A 16,438-nucleotide genomic window follows, 5' to 3' on the forward strand; every position below is an offset into this window, starting at 1 on the left:
ACCGCAATGCCGGCGACGGCACCAACAACGCCGTCAAGACCTATCTGTTCGCGCAGACGGTGGCGCTGACACCGGGCAAGCAGGTGGCGAGCGTTACCTTGCCGAGACAGGTCAGCGAGGGCAAGTTGCACGTCTTCGGTATTGCCGCCGCGCCTTGAGCTCCTTGGGCGCTGCCCGGGCGGCGCCCAATGATCGAAGCGGTCCTCGTTCGCCGATTGGGCGGGGGGCCGCTGTCGCGACATCGCAATGTCACACCGCGCGCCGACGATGCAGTCAATGTGTCGTCGGCGTGTCCTGTTTCAGCGCGGTTGCATCAGCCACGCTGCGCGGGTTTCTCCACGCGAAGGCGATCGTCTTCGGCCGCCTTAAGCGCCAATCCACGGCAAGCCGCGAAAACACCATCCAGAGACCGTCTTTCGATGCCCCTGGCCGTCCTTGTCGCCTTCGAAGCCCTCCAGCAGATCGAATGCCTTGGTGAAACCAGCCTGAGTCGCGGCGATGGCGGCGAGCTTCGAGCGCGCTGCGCTGCGGCACAGGAGCAGCACCGGCGTATCGTTTGCGGCCACCTGACCCAGTTGCTCGAGGAATTCCTGATTCGGCACCGCGCCCGGATAGCGGGTCCACTCGATATGAGCATACTGGCCGTCGCCGATCACCGGCCGGCCGACCCAGTCCAGTTCTGCACGCGTGCGCACGTCGACGAGCCGGGTGCGCGGATCGAGTTGAAGAAGCTCGAAGGCCTCGGCGGGCGACAGCGCGCCCGCGTAGGGCAGCTGATTGTCGAGACGGCGCTTTTCGGCCTGGGCATACAACTGTTCGAGCGTACTCATGACAGCAAGTCTCCTTCGGACCAAATGACCATTCTAGCGCGGCGGCCGGCGCGGCGGCTTCATCGTACGTCCTGCGCGGCCGCGCGCCTGAGCAAACGCGCAACCGCAAACCCATTGCGCCAAAATGGTGCAAAATAAGGCGCACGCCCCAATTTAGGGATTTGACCTGATGATCATTTTGAGATTGCACCGCAATGGTGCGTTCGTTTCAAGATTCGGGGCCCGTTCATGCTCTTCGGGGTGCGGCAATTCCCCGCGAATGCGCGTGACGAAGGTCTCTGCGCCTGCGTGGCGCACATATGGCACAGAAGCTGCTTAATTGGTGGCCGATCGATTCGATGACCGGTTTTCAGCGTCTGATTTCGCGTGAAATCAATGCGAGGTAGACGTGCCGGGACGGGTCAGCTAGATTTGGGCGGCGGCGAAATCCGCCGAATTCGTTAATCAGGAGATAGGTTATGAGTAAATCCGTGGCCGACGTCATTCAGCTCGTCAAGGACGAGGACGTCAAGTTTGTCGACTTCCGTTTTACCGACACACGCGGCAAAGAACAGCACGTATCGGTGCCGGTGTCGGCATTCAGCGAGGACAAGTTCGAGAGCGGCCATGCGTTTGACGGTTCGTCGATTGCCGGCTGGAAGGGCATCGAGGCGTCTGACATGCTGCTCGTCCCGGATGCAGACACGGCTTTCATCGACCCGTTCTATGAAGAGTCGACCCTCGTGCTGACCTGCGACGTCGTCGAACCGGCTGACGGCAAGGGCTACGAACGTGATCCGCGCTCGCTGGCAAAGCGCGCTGAAGCCTACCTGAAGAGCTCGGGCCTGGGCGACACGGCCTACTTCGGTCCGGAACCGGAATTCTTCATTTTCGACTCGGTCCAGTGGAACACGGACATGTCGGGTTGCTTCGTGAAGATCGGCTCGGAAGAAGCACCGTGGTCGTCAGGCAAGGAATTCGAAGGCGGCAACACGGGTCACCGCCCGGGCACTAAGGGCGGCTACTTCCCGGTCGCACCGGTCGATTCGTTCCAGGACATTCGCTCGGAAATGTGTCTGCTGCTCGAACAGATCGGCATTCCGGTTGAAGTGCACCACCACGAAGTCGGTGGCATGGGCCAGAACGAAATCGGCACCAAGTTTTCGACGCTCGTGCAGCGCGCCGACTGGACGCAGCAACTGAAGTACATCGTCCACAACGTGGCGCACACGTACGGCAAGACGGCGACGTTCATGCCGAAGCCGGTGGTCGGCGACAACGGTTCGGGTATGCACGTTCACCAGTCGATCTGGAAGGACGGCCAGAATCTGTTCGCAGGCAATGGCTACGCAGGCCTGTCGGAATTCGCGCTGTTCTACATCGGCGGCATCATCAAGCATGCCCGTGCGCTGAACGGCATCACGAACCCGACGACGAACTCGTACAAGCGTCTCGTGCCGCACTTCGAAGCACCGGTCAAGCTCGCTTACTCGGCGCGTAACCGTTCGGCATCGATCCGCATTCCGCACGTGTCGAACCCGAAGGGCCGCCGTATCGAAACGCGCTTCCCGGATCCGATGGCCAACCCGTACCTGTGCTTCTCGGCACTGATGATGGCAGGTCTGGACGGCGTGCAGAACAAGATCCACCCGGGCGAAGCTGCTGACAAGAACCTGTACGACCTGCCGCCGGAAGAGGATGCAAAGATCCCGACCGTGTGTGCCGGCCTCGACCAGGCGCTCGAAGCGCTGAACAACGACCGCGAGTTCCTGACGCGCGGTGGCGTGTTCACGGACACGATGATCGACGCTTACCTGGAACTGAAGGAAGCAGAACTGCAACGTGTGCGTATGACCACGCACCCGGTCGAGTTCGAACTGTACTACTCGCTGTAAGCGGCGATGGCGCTTCGCCTCACGTGTGTGGCGAAGCGCGCGCCCGACGCTCGTGACTGATCGAATGCGAGTCACAAAGGGACGGCGGCGCCGTCCCTTTTTTTGTAGGCACCAGGAAACGTTTGCGAAGTGCGGGCGGTTTGTTGTACCACCATCTCTCATCGGCCAGACTGCAAGATGGTTCTGAAGAATCTGATCAAAGCTAGAAAAGGGCATGCCGAGCCGCTGTCCGAAAACGCTCAACTGGCGGATTCGGGGCTGCTGACGGGGTTTGAGGCTTTGCCGACGGTCGTGCTCGTGCTCGACAAACGCACGCTGCGGGTCGCGTATGCAAATCCGTCCGCTGAGGCGATGCTCGATTTGTCGCGCCGGCAGTTGACGCAAATGGCGTGGCCGGACATCTTCGCGAACTCGGACGAATTGATCGCAACGGTCGCGTCGATTGCAGAACACCGTTTCCATGCGACGCACCTCGACGCGGTGCTCGAACGCCAGGGCCACGAGCCGCTGCATGTGCATGCGATTGTGGGTTACTTGGACGGCGCGCCCGATTTTGTATTGCTCGAGCTGTTCGAAAACGAACGCCACCTGCGCACTGACCGCGAAGAGCGTATCAACGATCTGACCGCGGTCAACAAGCAACTGATCCGCAATCTCGCGCATGAGATCAAGAATCCGCTCGGCGGCATTCGCGGTGCGGCGCAATTGCTCGAATTCGAACTGGGTGTGCGCGAGCGCGACGAGTTGCGCGAGTACACCCAGGTCATCATCAAGGAATCGGACCGGCTGCAAACGCTGGTCGACCGGCTGCTGGAGCCGCACCGTCATCCGCATATCGTGGGCGACGTGAATATCCACGAAGTATGCGAACGCGTGCGCGCGGTGATTCTCGCGGAGTTTCCGCGCGGCCTCACCATCGAGCGCGATTACGACGTGAGCGTGCCCGATCTGCGCGGCGACAAGGAACAACTGATTCAAGCGGTGCTCAATATCGTGCGCAATGCGGCTGAAGCGTTGCGCGAACGGATTTCGCAAGGCGACGCGCGCATCGAATTGCGCACGCGTGTTGCGCGCAAGATCACCATTGCGAAACGCTTATGTAAGCTGGCATTGGACTTGCATATCATCGACAACGGACCAGGCATTCCAGAAGACATCCGCGACCGCATTTTTTATCCGCTCGTTTCGGGGCGCGACGATGGAAGCGGTCTGGGTCTCACGCTCGCGCAGACTTTCGTGCAGCAGCACGATGGACTGATCGAAGTGGACAGCCGTCCGGGCCACACCGAGTTTCAGATTCTGCTGCCGCTCGACTGCTAATACCTCATGCGTCACAAGCGCACCTAAAGACTTCTGACCGACCATATGAAGCCGATCTGGATAGTAGACGACGATCAATCGATCCGCTGGGTACTCGAGAAGGCGCTCGCTCGCGAGAACTTCGCGACGCGCAGCTTTGCGAACGTGCGCGACGCAGCAGCCGCGCTCGATCACGACAGCCCGCAAGTGCTGGTGTCCGACATCCGCATGCCCGGCGGTTCGGGCCTTGAATTGCTGCAGACGGTGCGCGAAAAGGTGCCGGGCTTGCCCGTCATCATCATGACCGCGTTCTCGGATCTCGATAGCGCCGTGGCCGCGTTTCAGGGCGGGGCCTTCGAATACCTCGCCAAGCCGTTCGACGTCGACAAGGCCGTCGAACTGATTCGCCGCGCCGTCGACGAAAGCGTGCGCGGCGAACAGACGTGGGATGAACGCGTCGCCGATGCACCGGAAATGCTCGGCCAGGCACCGGCGATGCAGGATATGTTTCGCGCCATCGGCCGCCTGTCCCATTCTGCGGCAACCGTGCTCATTACCGGCGAATCAGGCACCGGTAAGGAACTCGTGGCGCGCGCCTTGCACCGACATAGCCCACGCGCGAACGGGCCGTTCATCGCATTGAACACCGCGGCGATTCCGAAGGATCTGCTGGAGTCCGAACTATTTGGTCATGAGCGCGGCGCCTTCACCGGCGCGCAGGCGATGCGTCAGGGGCGTTTCGAGCAGGCCGAGAACGGCACGCTGTTTCTCGACGAAATCGGCGACATGCCGTTCGATCTGCAAACGCGTTTGTTGCGGGTGCTCTCCGATGGCCAGTTCTACCGCGTCGGGGGTCACAGCCCGTTGCGCGCGAATGTGCGGGTGATTGCCGCCACGCACCAGAACCTCGAGTCGCGGGTGCGTCAAGGTCTGTTCCGCGAAGACTTGTATCACCGGCTCAATGTGATCCGCTTGCGCCTGCCGGCGTTGCGCGAGCGCAGCGAAGACATTCCGCTGCTCACGCGCCACTTCCTGCAGAAGAGTGCGCGCGACCTGGGCGTCGAGTCAAAGCGTGTATCCGAGGAGGCGCTGACGTATCTTGCGTCGCTGCCGTTTCAAGGCAATGTGCGGCAGCTCGAGAATCTGGCTAACTGGCTGACCGTGATGGCGCCAGCGCAGACCATCGAGATCAAGGATTTGCCACCGGATCTGGTGCCGGCCCAGGCGGGCGCGGCGGAGATCGCTGCGGGTGGCATGCTGGGTGGCGATCCGGCGAGTGGCATCGCCGGGCAGCCGACAGCGAACGGCGCAGCGCTGCCGTCGCATGTGGCGTCGATGCCTGGCATGCCGGTGGCGGTCGCCGCGAGTGCATGGGAGAGCGGGCTGCGTACCGAAGTCGCCCGGATGCTGCGTGAGAACGCGCCCGATGTGATGGACGAACTCGCACGGCGCTTCGAGGCCGCAGTAATCCGCGAAGCGCTCGATTTCACCCGCGGCCGCAAGGTCGAAGCCGCCGAGCGGCTGGGCATTGGCCGCAACACCATCACGCGCAAGATTCAGGAACTCAACCTCGAACCGTGAGACGAGTTTGACCGGAGGAAGAGGGGCGCCGCGTGGCGGCGTCCTTCCGGTATATAGCGTGTCGCGCGTCACAGGGCATAATCGTCGTTGTTCAGTTACGACGGTCTACCATGCCTGCTGCTTCCGCTTTGACTTCCAAGGGTTCCCCAACGTCCCCTGCATCCCCGGTTTCCGTTCACTGGCCTCAGTCTCCCGATCCTTTCCTGTCACTCGAATCGCTCGACGATCCTGCCGTGCTGGCCTGGGTCGAGCAGCAGAATGCCCGCACGCGTGCCGCATGGTGCAGCAGTGTGCGCTTCGAGACCCTCAAGCAGCAGCTTGCCGAGGCTTATCTGCCGCGCGAGCGGCCGGTGATCCCCGATCGCTGGCAAGACTGGGCTTACGACCTGTGGCAGGACGAACACAACCCCAAGGGCATCTGGCGACGCACCTCGTGGGCGAGCTGGCGGGCAGGCACACCGGTGTGGCAAAACCTGCTCGACTTCGATGCACTCGGCGCGGCCGAAGGCACGCCGTGGGTCTGCGTCGAACTCGATATCCTTTATCCCGATGGCGACCGTGCGCTCGTAACGCTATCGCCGGGCGGCTCGGACGCCGTGGTGGTTCGCGAATTCGATATCGACGCGCAACGTTTTCTGAGCGATGGCTTTGTGATTGCCAAAGCGGGCAAGCACACGGTGTCGTGGATCGACCGCGACAGCGTGTACCTGCGCTGGGACAAAGGTGGCAAGTCGTTGACGCGTTCGGGCTATCCGCGCGAAGTGCGGCGCTGGTCGCGCGGCACTTCGCTTGCCGAGGCGCCGGTCGTGTTTCGCGGCGAGTTCGATGACATTAGCGTCGACGCCGACTACGATCCGATCGATCGGCGGCATACGGCCTCACGCAGCGTCGACTTTTTCGATTCCGAAACCTTCTATCTCGATGCCGGCGGTGCGTGGCAGCGCTACGACGTCCCCACGCATGTGGGCGTGGGTGCGTGGGAAGGGTGGTTGCTGTTCGAGCCGCGCCTTGACTGGTCCTTCGAGGACGCACACTATCCGGGTGGCGCGCTGCTGGCGATTCGCGAGCGCGAGTTTCTGGCCGGCGAGCGCCGTTTCGTGCCGCTTTTCACGCCGAACGCGCAGACCTCGGCATGTGACTGGACCCACACGCGTCATCATCTGATCGTCTCGTATCTGGACGACGTGCAGAGCCAGACCATTCTGTGGCAACCGCAGCAGGCCGGAGACGGCGCATGGGAGTGGCATTCACGTGCGTTTCCGGCACGCGCGAGCTCGCAAGTCGACGTGTCGCCCATTGAGCCGACGCTCAATGACGAGGTGTATGTCGACGTCGACGATTATCTGCTGCCGCCTGAATACTGGCTCGCCGATCTGGCGAGTGAAAATCTGGCCGACTGGGAATTGCTCGACCGCTGGCCGACCCAGTTCGACGCCACGCCTTATACGGTCAAGCGAGGCCACGCAGAATCCGCCGACGGCACACGTGTGCCGTACACGGTTATCGGTTCGCGCGCGCTGCTCGAAGCGGCACCGCAAGCGGAGGGCTCAGCGCAGGCTCGCCCGTGTCTGTTGACCGGCTACGGCGGCTTTGCCATCCCGCTCACGCCGAGTTATCTGACCGGACCTGGGATCGGCTGGCTCGAGCAGGGCGGGGTGTTTGTAGTCGCGCATATTCGCGGCGGTGGCGAGTTCGGTACCGAGTGGCATCTCGCGGCGCAAGCGGAAAACCGGCAGTGCTCCTTCGACGACTTCATCGCGGTCGGTGAGGCGCTCATTGCCGACGGCGTGACCACGGCCGCGCAACTGGGCATCAGGGGCGGCAGCAACGGCGGCTTGCTGGTGGCGGCGTGCATGGTGCAGCGTCCCGATCTTTTCGGCGCGGTGGTGTGCGAAGTGCCGCTGCTCGATATGAGCCGCTATCACCTGCTGCATGCCGGCGCGTCGTGGATCGACGAATACGGCGATCCCGACGAGCCGGACGAGGCCCGCGTGCTCGCGGCTTACTCGCCGTATCACCACGTGAGCGCCGACGTGCAGTATCCGCCAGTGCTGTTCACAACCTCGACGAGCGACGATCGGGTCCATCCGGGACATGCGCGCAAGATGGTGGCGCGCATGCAGGCGCTGGGGGCCGAGCGCGTGTGGTACCGGGAGGATACGGACGGCGGGCATGGCGGCGGCTCGGATGAACTCGAGCAGGCCGTCCATGATGCGATGGAGTATGACTTCCTGTGGACGTGTCTGAGCGGCACGGCGGTCGCCTAGGGTCAGTCGATCTGCGCAACGACCGGTGCGTGGTCCGACGGCTGTTCCCACTTACGCGGCACCTTGTCGATGTCGCAGGACGTGCAGACTTTAGCAAGCGGCTGCGACAGCAGGATGTGATCGATGCGCAGTCCGGCGTTGCGGCGAAACGCAAGCATGCGGTAGTCCCACCACGAGAAGATTTTCTCCGGATGGTCGAACTGGCGGAACGCATCGACGAGTCCCAGTCCGATCAGGCGCACGAATTCGGCGCGCTCTTCCGGCGACACGAGGTTCTGTCCTTCCCAGGCCTTCGGATCGTGGACGTCGCGATCTTCCGGGGCGATGTTGTAGTCGCCGAGCAGGGCGAGCCTGGGATGTTGCGCGAGTTCGCCAACGAGCCAGTCGTGCAGCGCCGCGAGCCAGCCCAGTTTGTAGGCGAACTTCTCGCTGCCCGGCGCCTGGCCGTTCGGGAAGTAGGCGGAGATGATCCGCACGCCCTCGATCGTCGCCGTGATCACGCGTTGCTGCGGGTCTTCATGGCCGGGGATGTTGCGCACGATCGTGCTTTCATCGACGTTCAAACCGTCGCGTACGAGGATGCCCACGCCGTTATAGGTCTTCTGGCCGGCGAACCAGCTTCGGTAGCCTTTTGCCTCGAATTCGGCGCGCGGGAACTTGTCGTCGGTCAGCTTGAGCTCCTGCAGGCAGAGCACGTCGACCTGACTCGTTTCGAGCCAGTCCATCACGTGCTGCTGGCGGACTTTCAGTGAATTGACGTTCCATGTTGCGATTTTCATTGGCGATGTCGATGCTCGAAAGAAGGATGGGGCGGCAACCAGGGTCATTTCGGTACTGTTGACCGAGATGATAACCGTCTCATTCGCAATCGGAAATCCCAGTTGCGGCGTCGGGCCAGCCTCTCTGCTGATACTGTCGTTATCCTAATCATTTGATAGAAACGGGATGCGTGCGTTCTGCTCTGTCGGACATTTTTGCCGGTCTTGCAGAACTCCGTCGCCGTTGCAGTTTCACAACATCAGTCTGTCACGCTTGACGATGCTGATGTCCCCGACAGGCTTGGGTTTCGCGCCTGTCGTCATACCCTCAGACCAGACACCCGATTGCGCCCAGCGATGACCTGGGTACGATGCATCAAGCGCAGCAATCTTCGCGCGACGTGTGTTTGTGCCGCGACCTGGTCGCGGCTTTTTTTTAGCTGCTCGGCGGCTCTTCGCAGTGTTCGTCCACCACGCCTTGGCGCACGCGCGGGCAAATTCGATGGCCTCATGCTCGTCGACGAAACCCTGGGCGAAGATCATGTCGTGTGTCTCGGGGACGCCGGCTTCCAGCCCGGGCGGTAACTCGATGCGCGCGTTGCCGACAATCTCGCCGTTTTCAATGCCGGCTGAGACGTGGATCGTGCATGATTTGTACGCGCATTCCATAAGGTGTTGCTCCACAGCGTAAGTTGATCGGATCGTCGCCATCTTTTGTCCGACGTGACCAGCAAGCGCCGAGCCTGACCCTGTGAATCTTTCGTGGCATCTTCCAACGAACGTTTGATCGAAACCGTACGCGATCGCCGCGAGCGAAGCGCCGTACGACGCGTTGCCGTTCAATCTGAATTGGCGCGCGGACACGAGTCGAGGAATTCCTTGATCAACCCGATCAGCCGGTCGTGGTCGCAAGGTTTCACGAAGTAGGCATCGAACCCGCAGCTTTCGGCGCGCTGCCATTCGGAATGGGTCGAAAAGCCCGTATGGGCGATCAGCAACATCTCCTGCGCTTCGTCGCGCAGCGTGGTGGCGGTGTCCCAGCCATTGCCGATACGCATCGACAGGTCGAGGATCGCTACTGCCGGCTGGGCAGCCCGCGCGAGGCGCAGCGCCTCCTGGCCGCTGTAGGCCGTCAATACCTCGAAGCCGGCGAGCCGGAGAACCTGCGCGGCGGACTGGCACGCGAGCTGGTCGTCGTCGGCGATCATCAATAGATGGTTCTGCAAAGACGCGGGGCGTGGCATGCGCCACACCGTGACTTTCGGCGCCGGTGCAAACGGGTCCATGTGTCCTCCTCCAGATCAATTCGGTAGAGCAACGCGCGTTCCTTGCTGTTGCGTGCCGGTTGCATGCGTTGTTGCATGGCGGGGTCGCGCGCGCCGTGAGTGGATTGTGCCGCAAGAGCATGGCAGCCCGCTGACGCGCCGCCAGCGTCGAGCTACGGGGTCGGACAGGAAAATAAATACCGGGGCGCTCCCGGGCGGGGCGTATAGTGAGACGATATTCATGAATCGGGGAATTGCCATGGCTGAACTGTATCCAGCGCTCTATAAGGACTTCGAAGTGCACCCGCTGGTTTTCTCGCGGGAGTTCGACAAGTTCGACGGCCACAAGCGGCACGCCGAGGGCTACGACGTCGCGGTGCGCGTGTGTCGGCCTGGGGCAATCAGCGGTTCGAAAGCGAGCCGTGTGTTTCGCCTCGTGCGGCCAGCTACGTTCTCCGATTTCGGCATCGCCAAGCGCAGCGCGAGCCAGTACGGCGCAGACATCATCGACGGCAAAGTGGAAGGGGCGTCAGTCGCCGATCTTTGACGTTAAGAAAATAATCCGCCCGATTGTTTGACGATCTACCGACATCTCTATACAATCCGTTTCCTCTGACGCGGGGTGGAGCAGTCTGGCAGCTCGTCGGGCTCATAACCCGAAGGTCGTAGGTTCAAATCCTACCCCCGCAACCAAGGTTAAGCCGTTCAGCGATTTCAACGTTTTTTGCAATGCTTTCTTTTCCCGAATTTGGGCAACAGGTGGGCAAAAACTGCGGAATCGTGCAAGACCAGTCGCGCCATCAAACCCGCCTTGGAGCGGGTTTTTTGTTTTAAGCCTCCTAGCGGCTTCGCATCGAGCCATGATCCGCTCGACCGCTCCATACACCAGTGATTTCGAACTGACTTGCGGGCACAGCGAGAGCCGTGTATGGATTCGTGGGTGCAGCGCATTTGCACCGCGTCGTACGGTGCGCGCCGCAACGGCGCTTGCTAGGCTGTTGATCCGTTCCAGAGGTGGTTCCTGAGAAACAGCAAGCCCGGCCTTAAGCGGGCTTTGCCGCATTTCTTCAATGGTTTTCAGCTGTGAGATTTCGTCGGATTAACTCCTCTCCCCCGATTCAATGTTGAAATTCTGTTTGTCGATAGTCCATCCGCGCCCGCTTTTACACTGAATCTCAGTGTGCAGATATACCTTCATCACTACGCTACGAACCGGTACGCAGGTATCGCCGGTTCCTAGTGTGAACAAAACCCTCGCTTCTGTGTCACTTTCCGAGGCGTATATCGGGGTGGTCGTGGTGGCAACCCATACTTCAGGCGTTTTGTTCGAGCAGGCAGACATCAGTGTTCCAAGCACAATGCCGACGACGGAAAGAGGTTTTTTCATGAGCCGTCTTTCGGATAGAAGCGCCGCTCTTTCACTCGCTTGGAGTGGGATAGGCCAGAGGCGATGTCTTCAGGGCTAACCATGCCGAAGGCAGACCATCTTGGATCATAGGCGACAATTCCAATCACATTTAACACATCGGCCACGTTCGACGAGCAACTGTTGTCTAGCAGGCTGTATTCGTGTGTTGACGGATTTCCATTGGTTATTGCCACTCGGTGTTTCAGTTCGGCCTTGATTTTTTTCTTTTCTTCCGGAGAAACGCGAAGGACATAACCAACTGAGTCGCGAAAGCTCACTTGCACGGCCACATATTGAGCATAGGTCTTCTTTGAGTCGTAGCCGTCATGTGCCCGTGAGTACGCTATGTCATCTACGATGATTGCCACATGATCGAATTGTGATCCTCGGCTGATGAGTCGCGAGTCGCTTACGATCACCTCGACGCTATCAGTTTCTGTCCGAATTTCCTTTGCCTCAGAATCGGTTGTTGGCGTGGTGGTTCGCGTTGCGATCAATCGATATCTCACCCCGTCCGGGGAGACGTGAGTCTGTTCTGACATGTTTATCCTGCAAGGTAAACGTTGACGCGCTCAGCGGAAACGGTTGAGGCTAGCAAATGGGTGTGCCCATTGCCATCCGTTTCGCCGTATTCAAAAGTGCCGTCTTTTCGCTGCACGGCGTAGGCAGCGCGAGCTAACACTTCGTTGGCGTTACGCAGGATGAATCTGTCGTCATATGTTGCGATGGCGGATTGCTGCGCTGTTGCTGCGCTGCTCTCGCCTGCTGCGCCCGTATGCGAGTTGAGAAAGTAGCCCGGGTTGCTGCCGACCATTACGTGGTTCTTCCCGCACGGGCAGAGTACCGAGTCGTTGTCAACAACAACCTTGCGCCCCTTTTCACTGATTCCTTTTCCTGTGCCGAATATACTGTGGGTCCCCTTGCAGTTGCCACACGTCGCGACGTCACCATCCAGCGCAACCGCTGTACCGTGGTCTTTGATAGTTGAAGCCGTCCCAAAGACCCTACCGCCTGTTGTCGTCGGATCGCCGTCCCGGACTGCGGCCTTACGCATGACTACCGCCGCTTTGCATAGCTTTTGTTGTTACGCGGGTCACTTGCCCGCCACGCGCAGTGCGCGGACCGATGGTTGCAAACAGGTACGTTGCTGCTTCTTGTTGTTGCTTATCTGACATTTCCGGTTTTCCGTTTTTAGGTGAATCGTCACAGGCGACTTCGCGCTCGAGCGCGCCTCCTGCGCCTTAGGGTCTGCGCAACACAGACAGATATACAAACCCAAGATCAATGATCCACAAAGCTGGAATGAAGGGATTTCAGACAACTACGAAAATGCATGTGGCCATTGCCGGTGATGTGGCCCACGATCAGGCGTGCGCCCACCACGGACACCATGGCATCAGTGCCTTCGGAAAACTCGCGCAGCACCGCACTCCGTTGAGCCGAGTATGCCCGGCTCAACGGGGCGAATGCGTCATGGGTTCTGAAAGGAACCAAAGGTACCATTCGGCCCTTGCGGGTTGTGCGTCCGACCAGGGCGTGCCGCCCCGCTGCAACCCTGGTTTCGAGGAAGTTGAAATGGCGACATACATCCTGTTGGGCGGTGGTTTCGGGCTGGCTCTTGCAATTGCCATATGGGGCATCTGGAAGCTCCGGTAGAGCGGTCTTCAAGCCCGTTCCCCCACAATCCCATCAACGCCGGATAATATTTCATCGCGTGGTATCAAGAACCTGCTAGAAGCTAGATATTCCGCTGGTGCGAGGGCCGTATTTGCGTCAGGCGCCCATACGGTCAGGCATGCCGTTAATTTCATTTAACTTACGACACCCTATGTCCTCATCTGTCACCAGCTCCTCGTCCCCCACAGCCACCGTCGCGCCCAGCCTCGTGCTTGGCGCCATCGGGGTGGTGTTCGGCGACATCGGCACAAGTCCGCTGTACACGTTGCGCGAATGTCTGAAGGCCGCGGGCGGCATCAACCAGATGAATGTGTTCGGCATCGTCTCGCTGATTCTCTGGTCGATCATCGTGGTGGTCACGTTCAAGTATGTGAGCTTCGTGATGCGCGCCGACAACGACGGCGAAGGCGGCATTCTCGCCTTGACCGCGTTGGCCTCGCGTGTCGCGCCGGCGCGGCTTTCGCAGGTGCTGCTGACGCTCGGCGTATTCGGCGCCGCGATGTTCTACGGCGACTCGATGATCACGCCAGCCATCTCCGTGATCTCGGCGGTGGAGGGCGTCACGCTGGTCGACCCCAAACTGACCGCGTGGATCGTGCCGATCTCGCTGGTCATCCTGACGGGTCTGTTCAAGCTGCAAAAGCGTGGTACAGGCACGGTCGGCAAGGTTTTCGGCCCGATCATGATCATCTGGTTCGTCACGCTGGCCGCGTTGGGGCTGCTGCACATCGTGACCGGCCCTGGCATCATCAAGGCGGCGTCGCCGTTGTACGCCGTGACGTTCGTGACGCATGCGCCCGGCACGGCGTTCGTAGTGCTCGGCTCGGTGTTCCTCGCCTTGACCGGGGGCGAAGCGCTCTATGCCGACATGGGGCACTTCGGCAAGAAGCCGATTCGCTTTGCCTGGCTGGTGCTGGTGCTGCCTAGCCTGATTCTCAACTACTTCGGTCAGGGCGCACTGGTGCTGGCGCGGCCTTCGACCATCGAGCAGCCGTTCTTCGAGTCCGCGCCCGGCTGGGCGCTCGTGCCGCTGGTTGTGCTCGCCACGTTCGCCACCATCATCGCCTCGCAGGCGGTGATCTCCGGCGCCTTCTCGATGACCAAGCAGGCGGTCCAGCTCGGCTTCCTGCCGCGCATCCCCGTCGTTCATACGTCGACGCACGAGGTCGGGCAGGTCTACGTACCGTTCATCAACGTGTCGCTGTACGCCGCGGTGGTGTTTCTCGTGGTGTTCTTCAAGTCTTCGGACAATCTGGCCGCGGCGTACGGGATTGCCGTTGCCTCGACCATGCTGCTGACTACGCTGCTGATGTATTTCATCACCCATTCCCTTTGGAAGTGGAGCCCGCTTGCCACCTTCGTGGTGATCGGACCGCTGGCACTGGTCGATGCGGTGTTCGTCTCGAGCAACGTCAGCAAGGTGGCCGAGGGCGGCTGGTTCCCGCTGCTGGCGGGTGGCGTGCTGTTCACGGTGATGACCACCTGGCATCGGGGCCGCGAACTGGTGGTGGAGCGCATGAAGACCGATAATATTCCGCTCGCTGGTCTGATCCGGTCGCTGTGCGGCGGATCGCATCCGCCGCCGCGTGTCGAAGGCACGGCGGTCTTCCCAGGCGGCGTGGCCGGCATGACGCCGTCTGCGTTCATGCACAACCTGAAGCACAACCGCGTGATGCACGGGACCAACATCTTTATGGCCGGCATGACCGAGAACGTTCCGCACGTGCACGACGAGGAGAAAATCACCGTCGAGAACATGGGTTACGGCTGCTATGCGGTCAATGTGCGCCATGGCTTCATGGAGATCCCGAACGTGCCGGCCGTTTTGTTGCTGGTCGCGAAGGCGATCCCCGACTGGGAATACGAGCCGGCGGACACCTCGTTCTTCCTTGCCCGCGATACGGTGCTCGCAACCGGCGAGAGCAAGGAAATGGCGCTGTGGCGCGAGAAGCTGTTTGCGTTCCTTGGCCGCAATGCGGCGCAGGCGGCCGAGTACTACAGCTTGCCGGCGAACCGCGTGGTCGAACTGGGTGGCCAGATCAATCTGTAGGTCTGGGTGGGGCGGTGAGCCAGGCCGGTCGGTCTTTCGAATCGGCGCCCCCGCTCTTGCGGGATCCTTTCCGTTTTTGAGCGCCTCACAGGCAGACGACGAACAGTGTTGCGTCTTCTGAAGCCACTGCGCAACAGAATCCCGTTGAGTTGGCATTGCCTGGCGAATCAAGTTGACTTCCAGGTCTCAAAATGTCTAGAATTCGGCCGTTATCACAAATGGGGCAAATGCCTTGGACAGTAGCAGTAGTCGATCTTCGATCGGATTTGCCGCCTGATTGGCAGGACGCCCGCGCTGTAATTCTCTAGCCGCCGTCATGCCAGCAGGCAGACGGTGCGCGCCGTAGTAAATCTCTCCGTGCACCTCAAATAGCGCCGTACGAACGCAGCGTTGTCGCGCGTTTGCATGGCACCGTGTCGCGAGCGCCGCTCGTGGCTGCGTTTGCGCGCAGCCTGCTTGTGCGCGTCCGCTGCGCATGTTTTTGAAGGAGCACCCCGTGCCAGACCCTGACAGTTGTCCCTTATGCCGCTATGCCTTTCCTTTGTCTAAAGGAAGCGAGTAGAACTTCTGGGCCGCGCCGCTGATGCGCCGGCACTCCGGGTCTGCTGGCTTCCATTGAATGCGTTAAGCCAACGCTCGGAGCAACACCATGAATTTCGGCCTCCTCCTGTCACAACTCCCGCATGTGCAGGAAGCGCGCGTCCATTACGACGCCATGCTTTCGCTGCAAGCCCGCGGACCGCATAAGTTAGTCGTGCTCTGGCACAGTCTGAAGTCCCTGTTTTCCTGATTCCCGTGCTCCTGCGCCATCTGCAGGGGCGTTTCGTCGTTCGCGATGAGACGCCCGTGCGGAGGGTGCTGACGTGTGCTGTCCTTGTTCGAGACGCCAGATGAATTTCAGTTTCAATCTAAACCGCACCGCTAATGCGTCCGCCTGGCGCTTGCTGCCTAACGGCTGGGACTTCGTCGCCTTTCCGCTGATCATCTGCGTGATCGCCTTCACGGCGATCGGCTTTCACCAGACGCTCGCGCCGATGTCGACGCTCAAGACCCAGGTGATCTCGCTCGACCCATCGAACCTGCCGGAATACGCGCTGCGCACCACGTTGCGCATGCTTGCGGCGATGGTGGCCTCGCTGGTGTTCACGCTGGTCTACGGCACGATTGCTTCCAAGAGCCGCCGCGCCGAGAAAGTGCTGGTGCCGATTCTCGACATCCTGCAGTCGGTGCCGGTGCTCGGCTTTATTTCGTTCACGGTGACGTTTTTCATCGGACTGTTCCCGGGCCGTGTGCTGGGCGCGGAGCTCGCGGCGATCTTCGCGATCTTCACGAGCCAGGCCTGGAACATGACGTTCAGCTTCTATCAGTCGCTGCGCTCGGTGCCGCGCGATCTGGACGAAGTCTCGCGCGGCTTTCACCTGACCGGCTG

General features: G+C 60.7%; 14 protein-coding genes and 1 tRNA gene. 8 read left to right on the top strand and 7 right to left on the bottom strand.

Annotation, left to right across the window (positions count from 1 at the left end):
* Positions 1-365: 365 nt before the first annotated feature.
* On the bottom strand, positions 366-830 hold the full coding sequence (locus M0954_RS05770) for a rhodanese-like domain-containing protein (RefSeq protein ID WP_122151535.1): 465 nt from the start codon (positions 828-830) through the stop codon (positions 366-368).
* 458 nt (positions 831-1,288) lie between these two features.
* On the opposite strand from M0954_RS05770, the gene glnA reads away from it, so the two are divergent.
* The 4 genes from glnA to M0954_RS05790 all read left to right on the top strand — a co-directional run bounded on the left by glnA (position 1,289) and on the right by M0954_RS05790 (position 7,851).
* Complete coding sequence (gene glnA, locus M0954_RS05775) at positions 1,289-2,704, top strand: type I glutamate--ammonia ligase (protein WP_122151533.1); 1,416 nt, start codon at positions 1,289-1,291, stop codon at positions 2,702-2,704.
* Positions 2,705-2,881: 177 nt separating this feature from the next.
* Positions 2,882-4,024 carry a nitrogen regulation protein NR(II) gene (glnL, locus tag M0954_RS05780; protein ID WP_074264129.1) on the top strand — a complete coding sequence of 381 codons (1,143 nt, stop codon included), beginning with the start codon at positions 2,882-2,884 and terminating at the stop codon, positions 4,022-4,024.
* A gap of 45 nt (positions 4,025-4,069) precedes the next feature.
* On the top strand, positions 4,070-5,584 hold the full coding sequence (gene ntrC / locus M0954_RS05785) for a nitrogen regulation protein NR(I) (RefSeq protein ID WP_122151531.1): 1,515 nt from the start codon (positions 4,070-4,072) through the stop codon (positions 5,582-5,584).
* 110 nt (positions 5,585-5,694) lie between these two features.
* Positions 5,695-7,851, top strand: coding sequence for a prolyl oligopeptidase family serine peptidase (locus M0954_RS05790; RefSeq protein WP_297352112.1), 2,157 nt, complete (start codon positions 5,695-5,697; stop codon positions 7,849-7,851).
* 2 nt (positions 7,852-7,853) lie between these two features.
* Here M0954_RS05790 and xth read toward each other — a convergent pair whose 3' ends face one another.
* The 3 genes from xth to M0954_RS05805 all read right to left on the bottom strand — a co-directional run bounded on the left by xth (position 7,854) and on the right by M0954_RS05805 (position 9,895).
* The gene (gene xth / locus M0954_RS05795; RefSeq protein WP_122155353.1) at positions 7,854-8,630 is read right to left on the bottom strand and encodes an exodeoxyribonuclease III; all 777 of its coding nucleotides are present in this window, start codon (positions 8,628-8,630) and stop codon (positions 7,854-7,856) included.
* A 231-nt stretch (positions 8,631-8,861) separates the two neighbouring features.
* Positions 8,862-9,320 (bottom strand): hypothetical protein, encoded by a 459-nt coding sequence (locus tag M0954_RS05800; RefSeq protein WP_297352114.1) that lies wholly within the window; start codon positions 9,318-9,320, stop codon positions 8,862-8,864.
* A gap of 128 nt (positions 9,321-9,448) precedes the next feature.
* Positions 9,449-9,895, bottom strand: a complete 447-nt coding sequence (locus M0954_RS05805) for a response regulator (protein ID WP_122151517.1) — start codon at positions 9,893-9,895, stop codon at positions 9,449-9,451.
* Positions 9,896-10,133: 238 nt separating this feature from the next.
* Between M0954_RS05805 and M0954_RS05810 the strand changes: the two genes are divergently transcribed.
* Both M0954_RS05810 and M0954_RS05815 read left to right on the top strand, forming a co-directional pair.
* Positions 10,134-10,421, top strand: a complete 288-nt coding sequence (locus M0954_RS05810) for a hypothetical protein (RefSeq protein ID WP_074264134.1) — start codon at positions 10,134-10,136, stop codon at positions 10,419-10,421.
* A 69-nt stretch (positions 10,422-10,490) separates the two neighbouring features.
* Positions 10,491-10,567: transfer RNA gene (locus tag M0954_RS05815), tRNA-Met, on the top strand.
* Positions 10,568-11,257: 690 nt separating this feature from the next.
* Here the strand turns inward: M0954_RS05815 and M0954_RS05820 are convergent.
* The 3 genes from M0954_RS05820 to M0954_RS05830 form a co-directional block, all read right to left on the bottom strand.
* Complete coding sequence (locus tag M0954_RS05820; protein ID WP_297352116.1) at positions 11,258-11,824, bottom strand: hypothetical protein; 567 nt, start codon at positions 11,822-11,824, stop codon at positions 11,258-11,260.
* A gap of 2 nt (positions 11,825-11,826) precedes the next feature.
* Entirely contained in the window at positions 11,827-12,336 is a 510-nt protein-coding gene (locus M0954_RS05825; protein ID WP_183143057.1) for a PAAR domain-containing protein, read from the bottom strand.
* A gap of 227 nt (positions 12,337-12,563) precedes the next feature.
* Entirely contained in the window at positions 12,564-12,950 is a 387-nt protein-coding gene (locus M0954_RS05830; RefSeq protein WP_147467013.1) for a hypothetical protein, read from the bottom strand.
* 160 nt (positions 12,951-13,110) lie between these two features.
* Here M0954_RS05830 and M0954_RS05835 point away from each other — a divergent pair, with 160 nt between their 5' ends.
* Entirely contained in the window at positions 13,111-15,009 is a 1,899-nt protein-coding gene (locus tag M0954_RS05835) for a potassium transporter Kup (protein ID WP_297352118.1), read from the top strand.
* Between the two features lie 890 nt (positions 15,010-15,899).
* On the top strand, positions 15,900-16,438 hold a 539-nt coding region (locus tag M0954_RS05840), incomplete at its 3' end, for an ABC transporter permease subunit (protein ID WP_297352120.1).

It is taken from the genome of Paraburkholderia sp. (assembly GCF_026225065.1).
Lineage (GTDB): Bacteria > Pseudomonadota > Gammaproteobacteria > Burkholderiales > Burkholderiaceae > Paraburkholderia.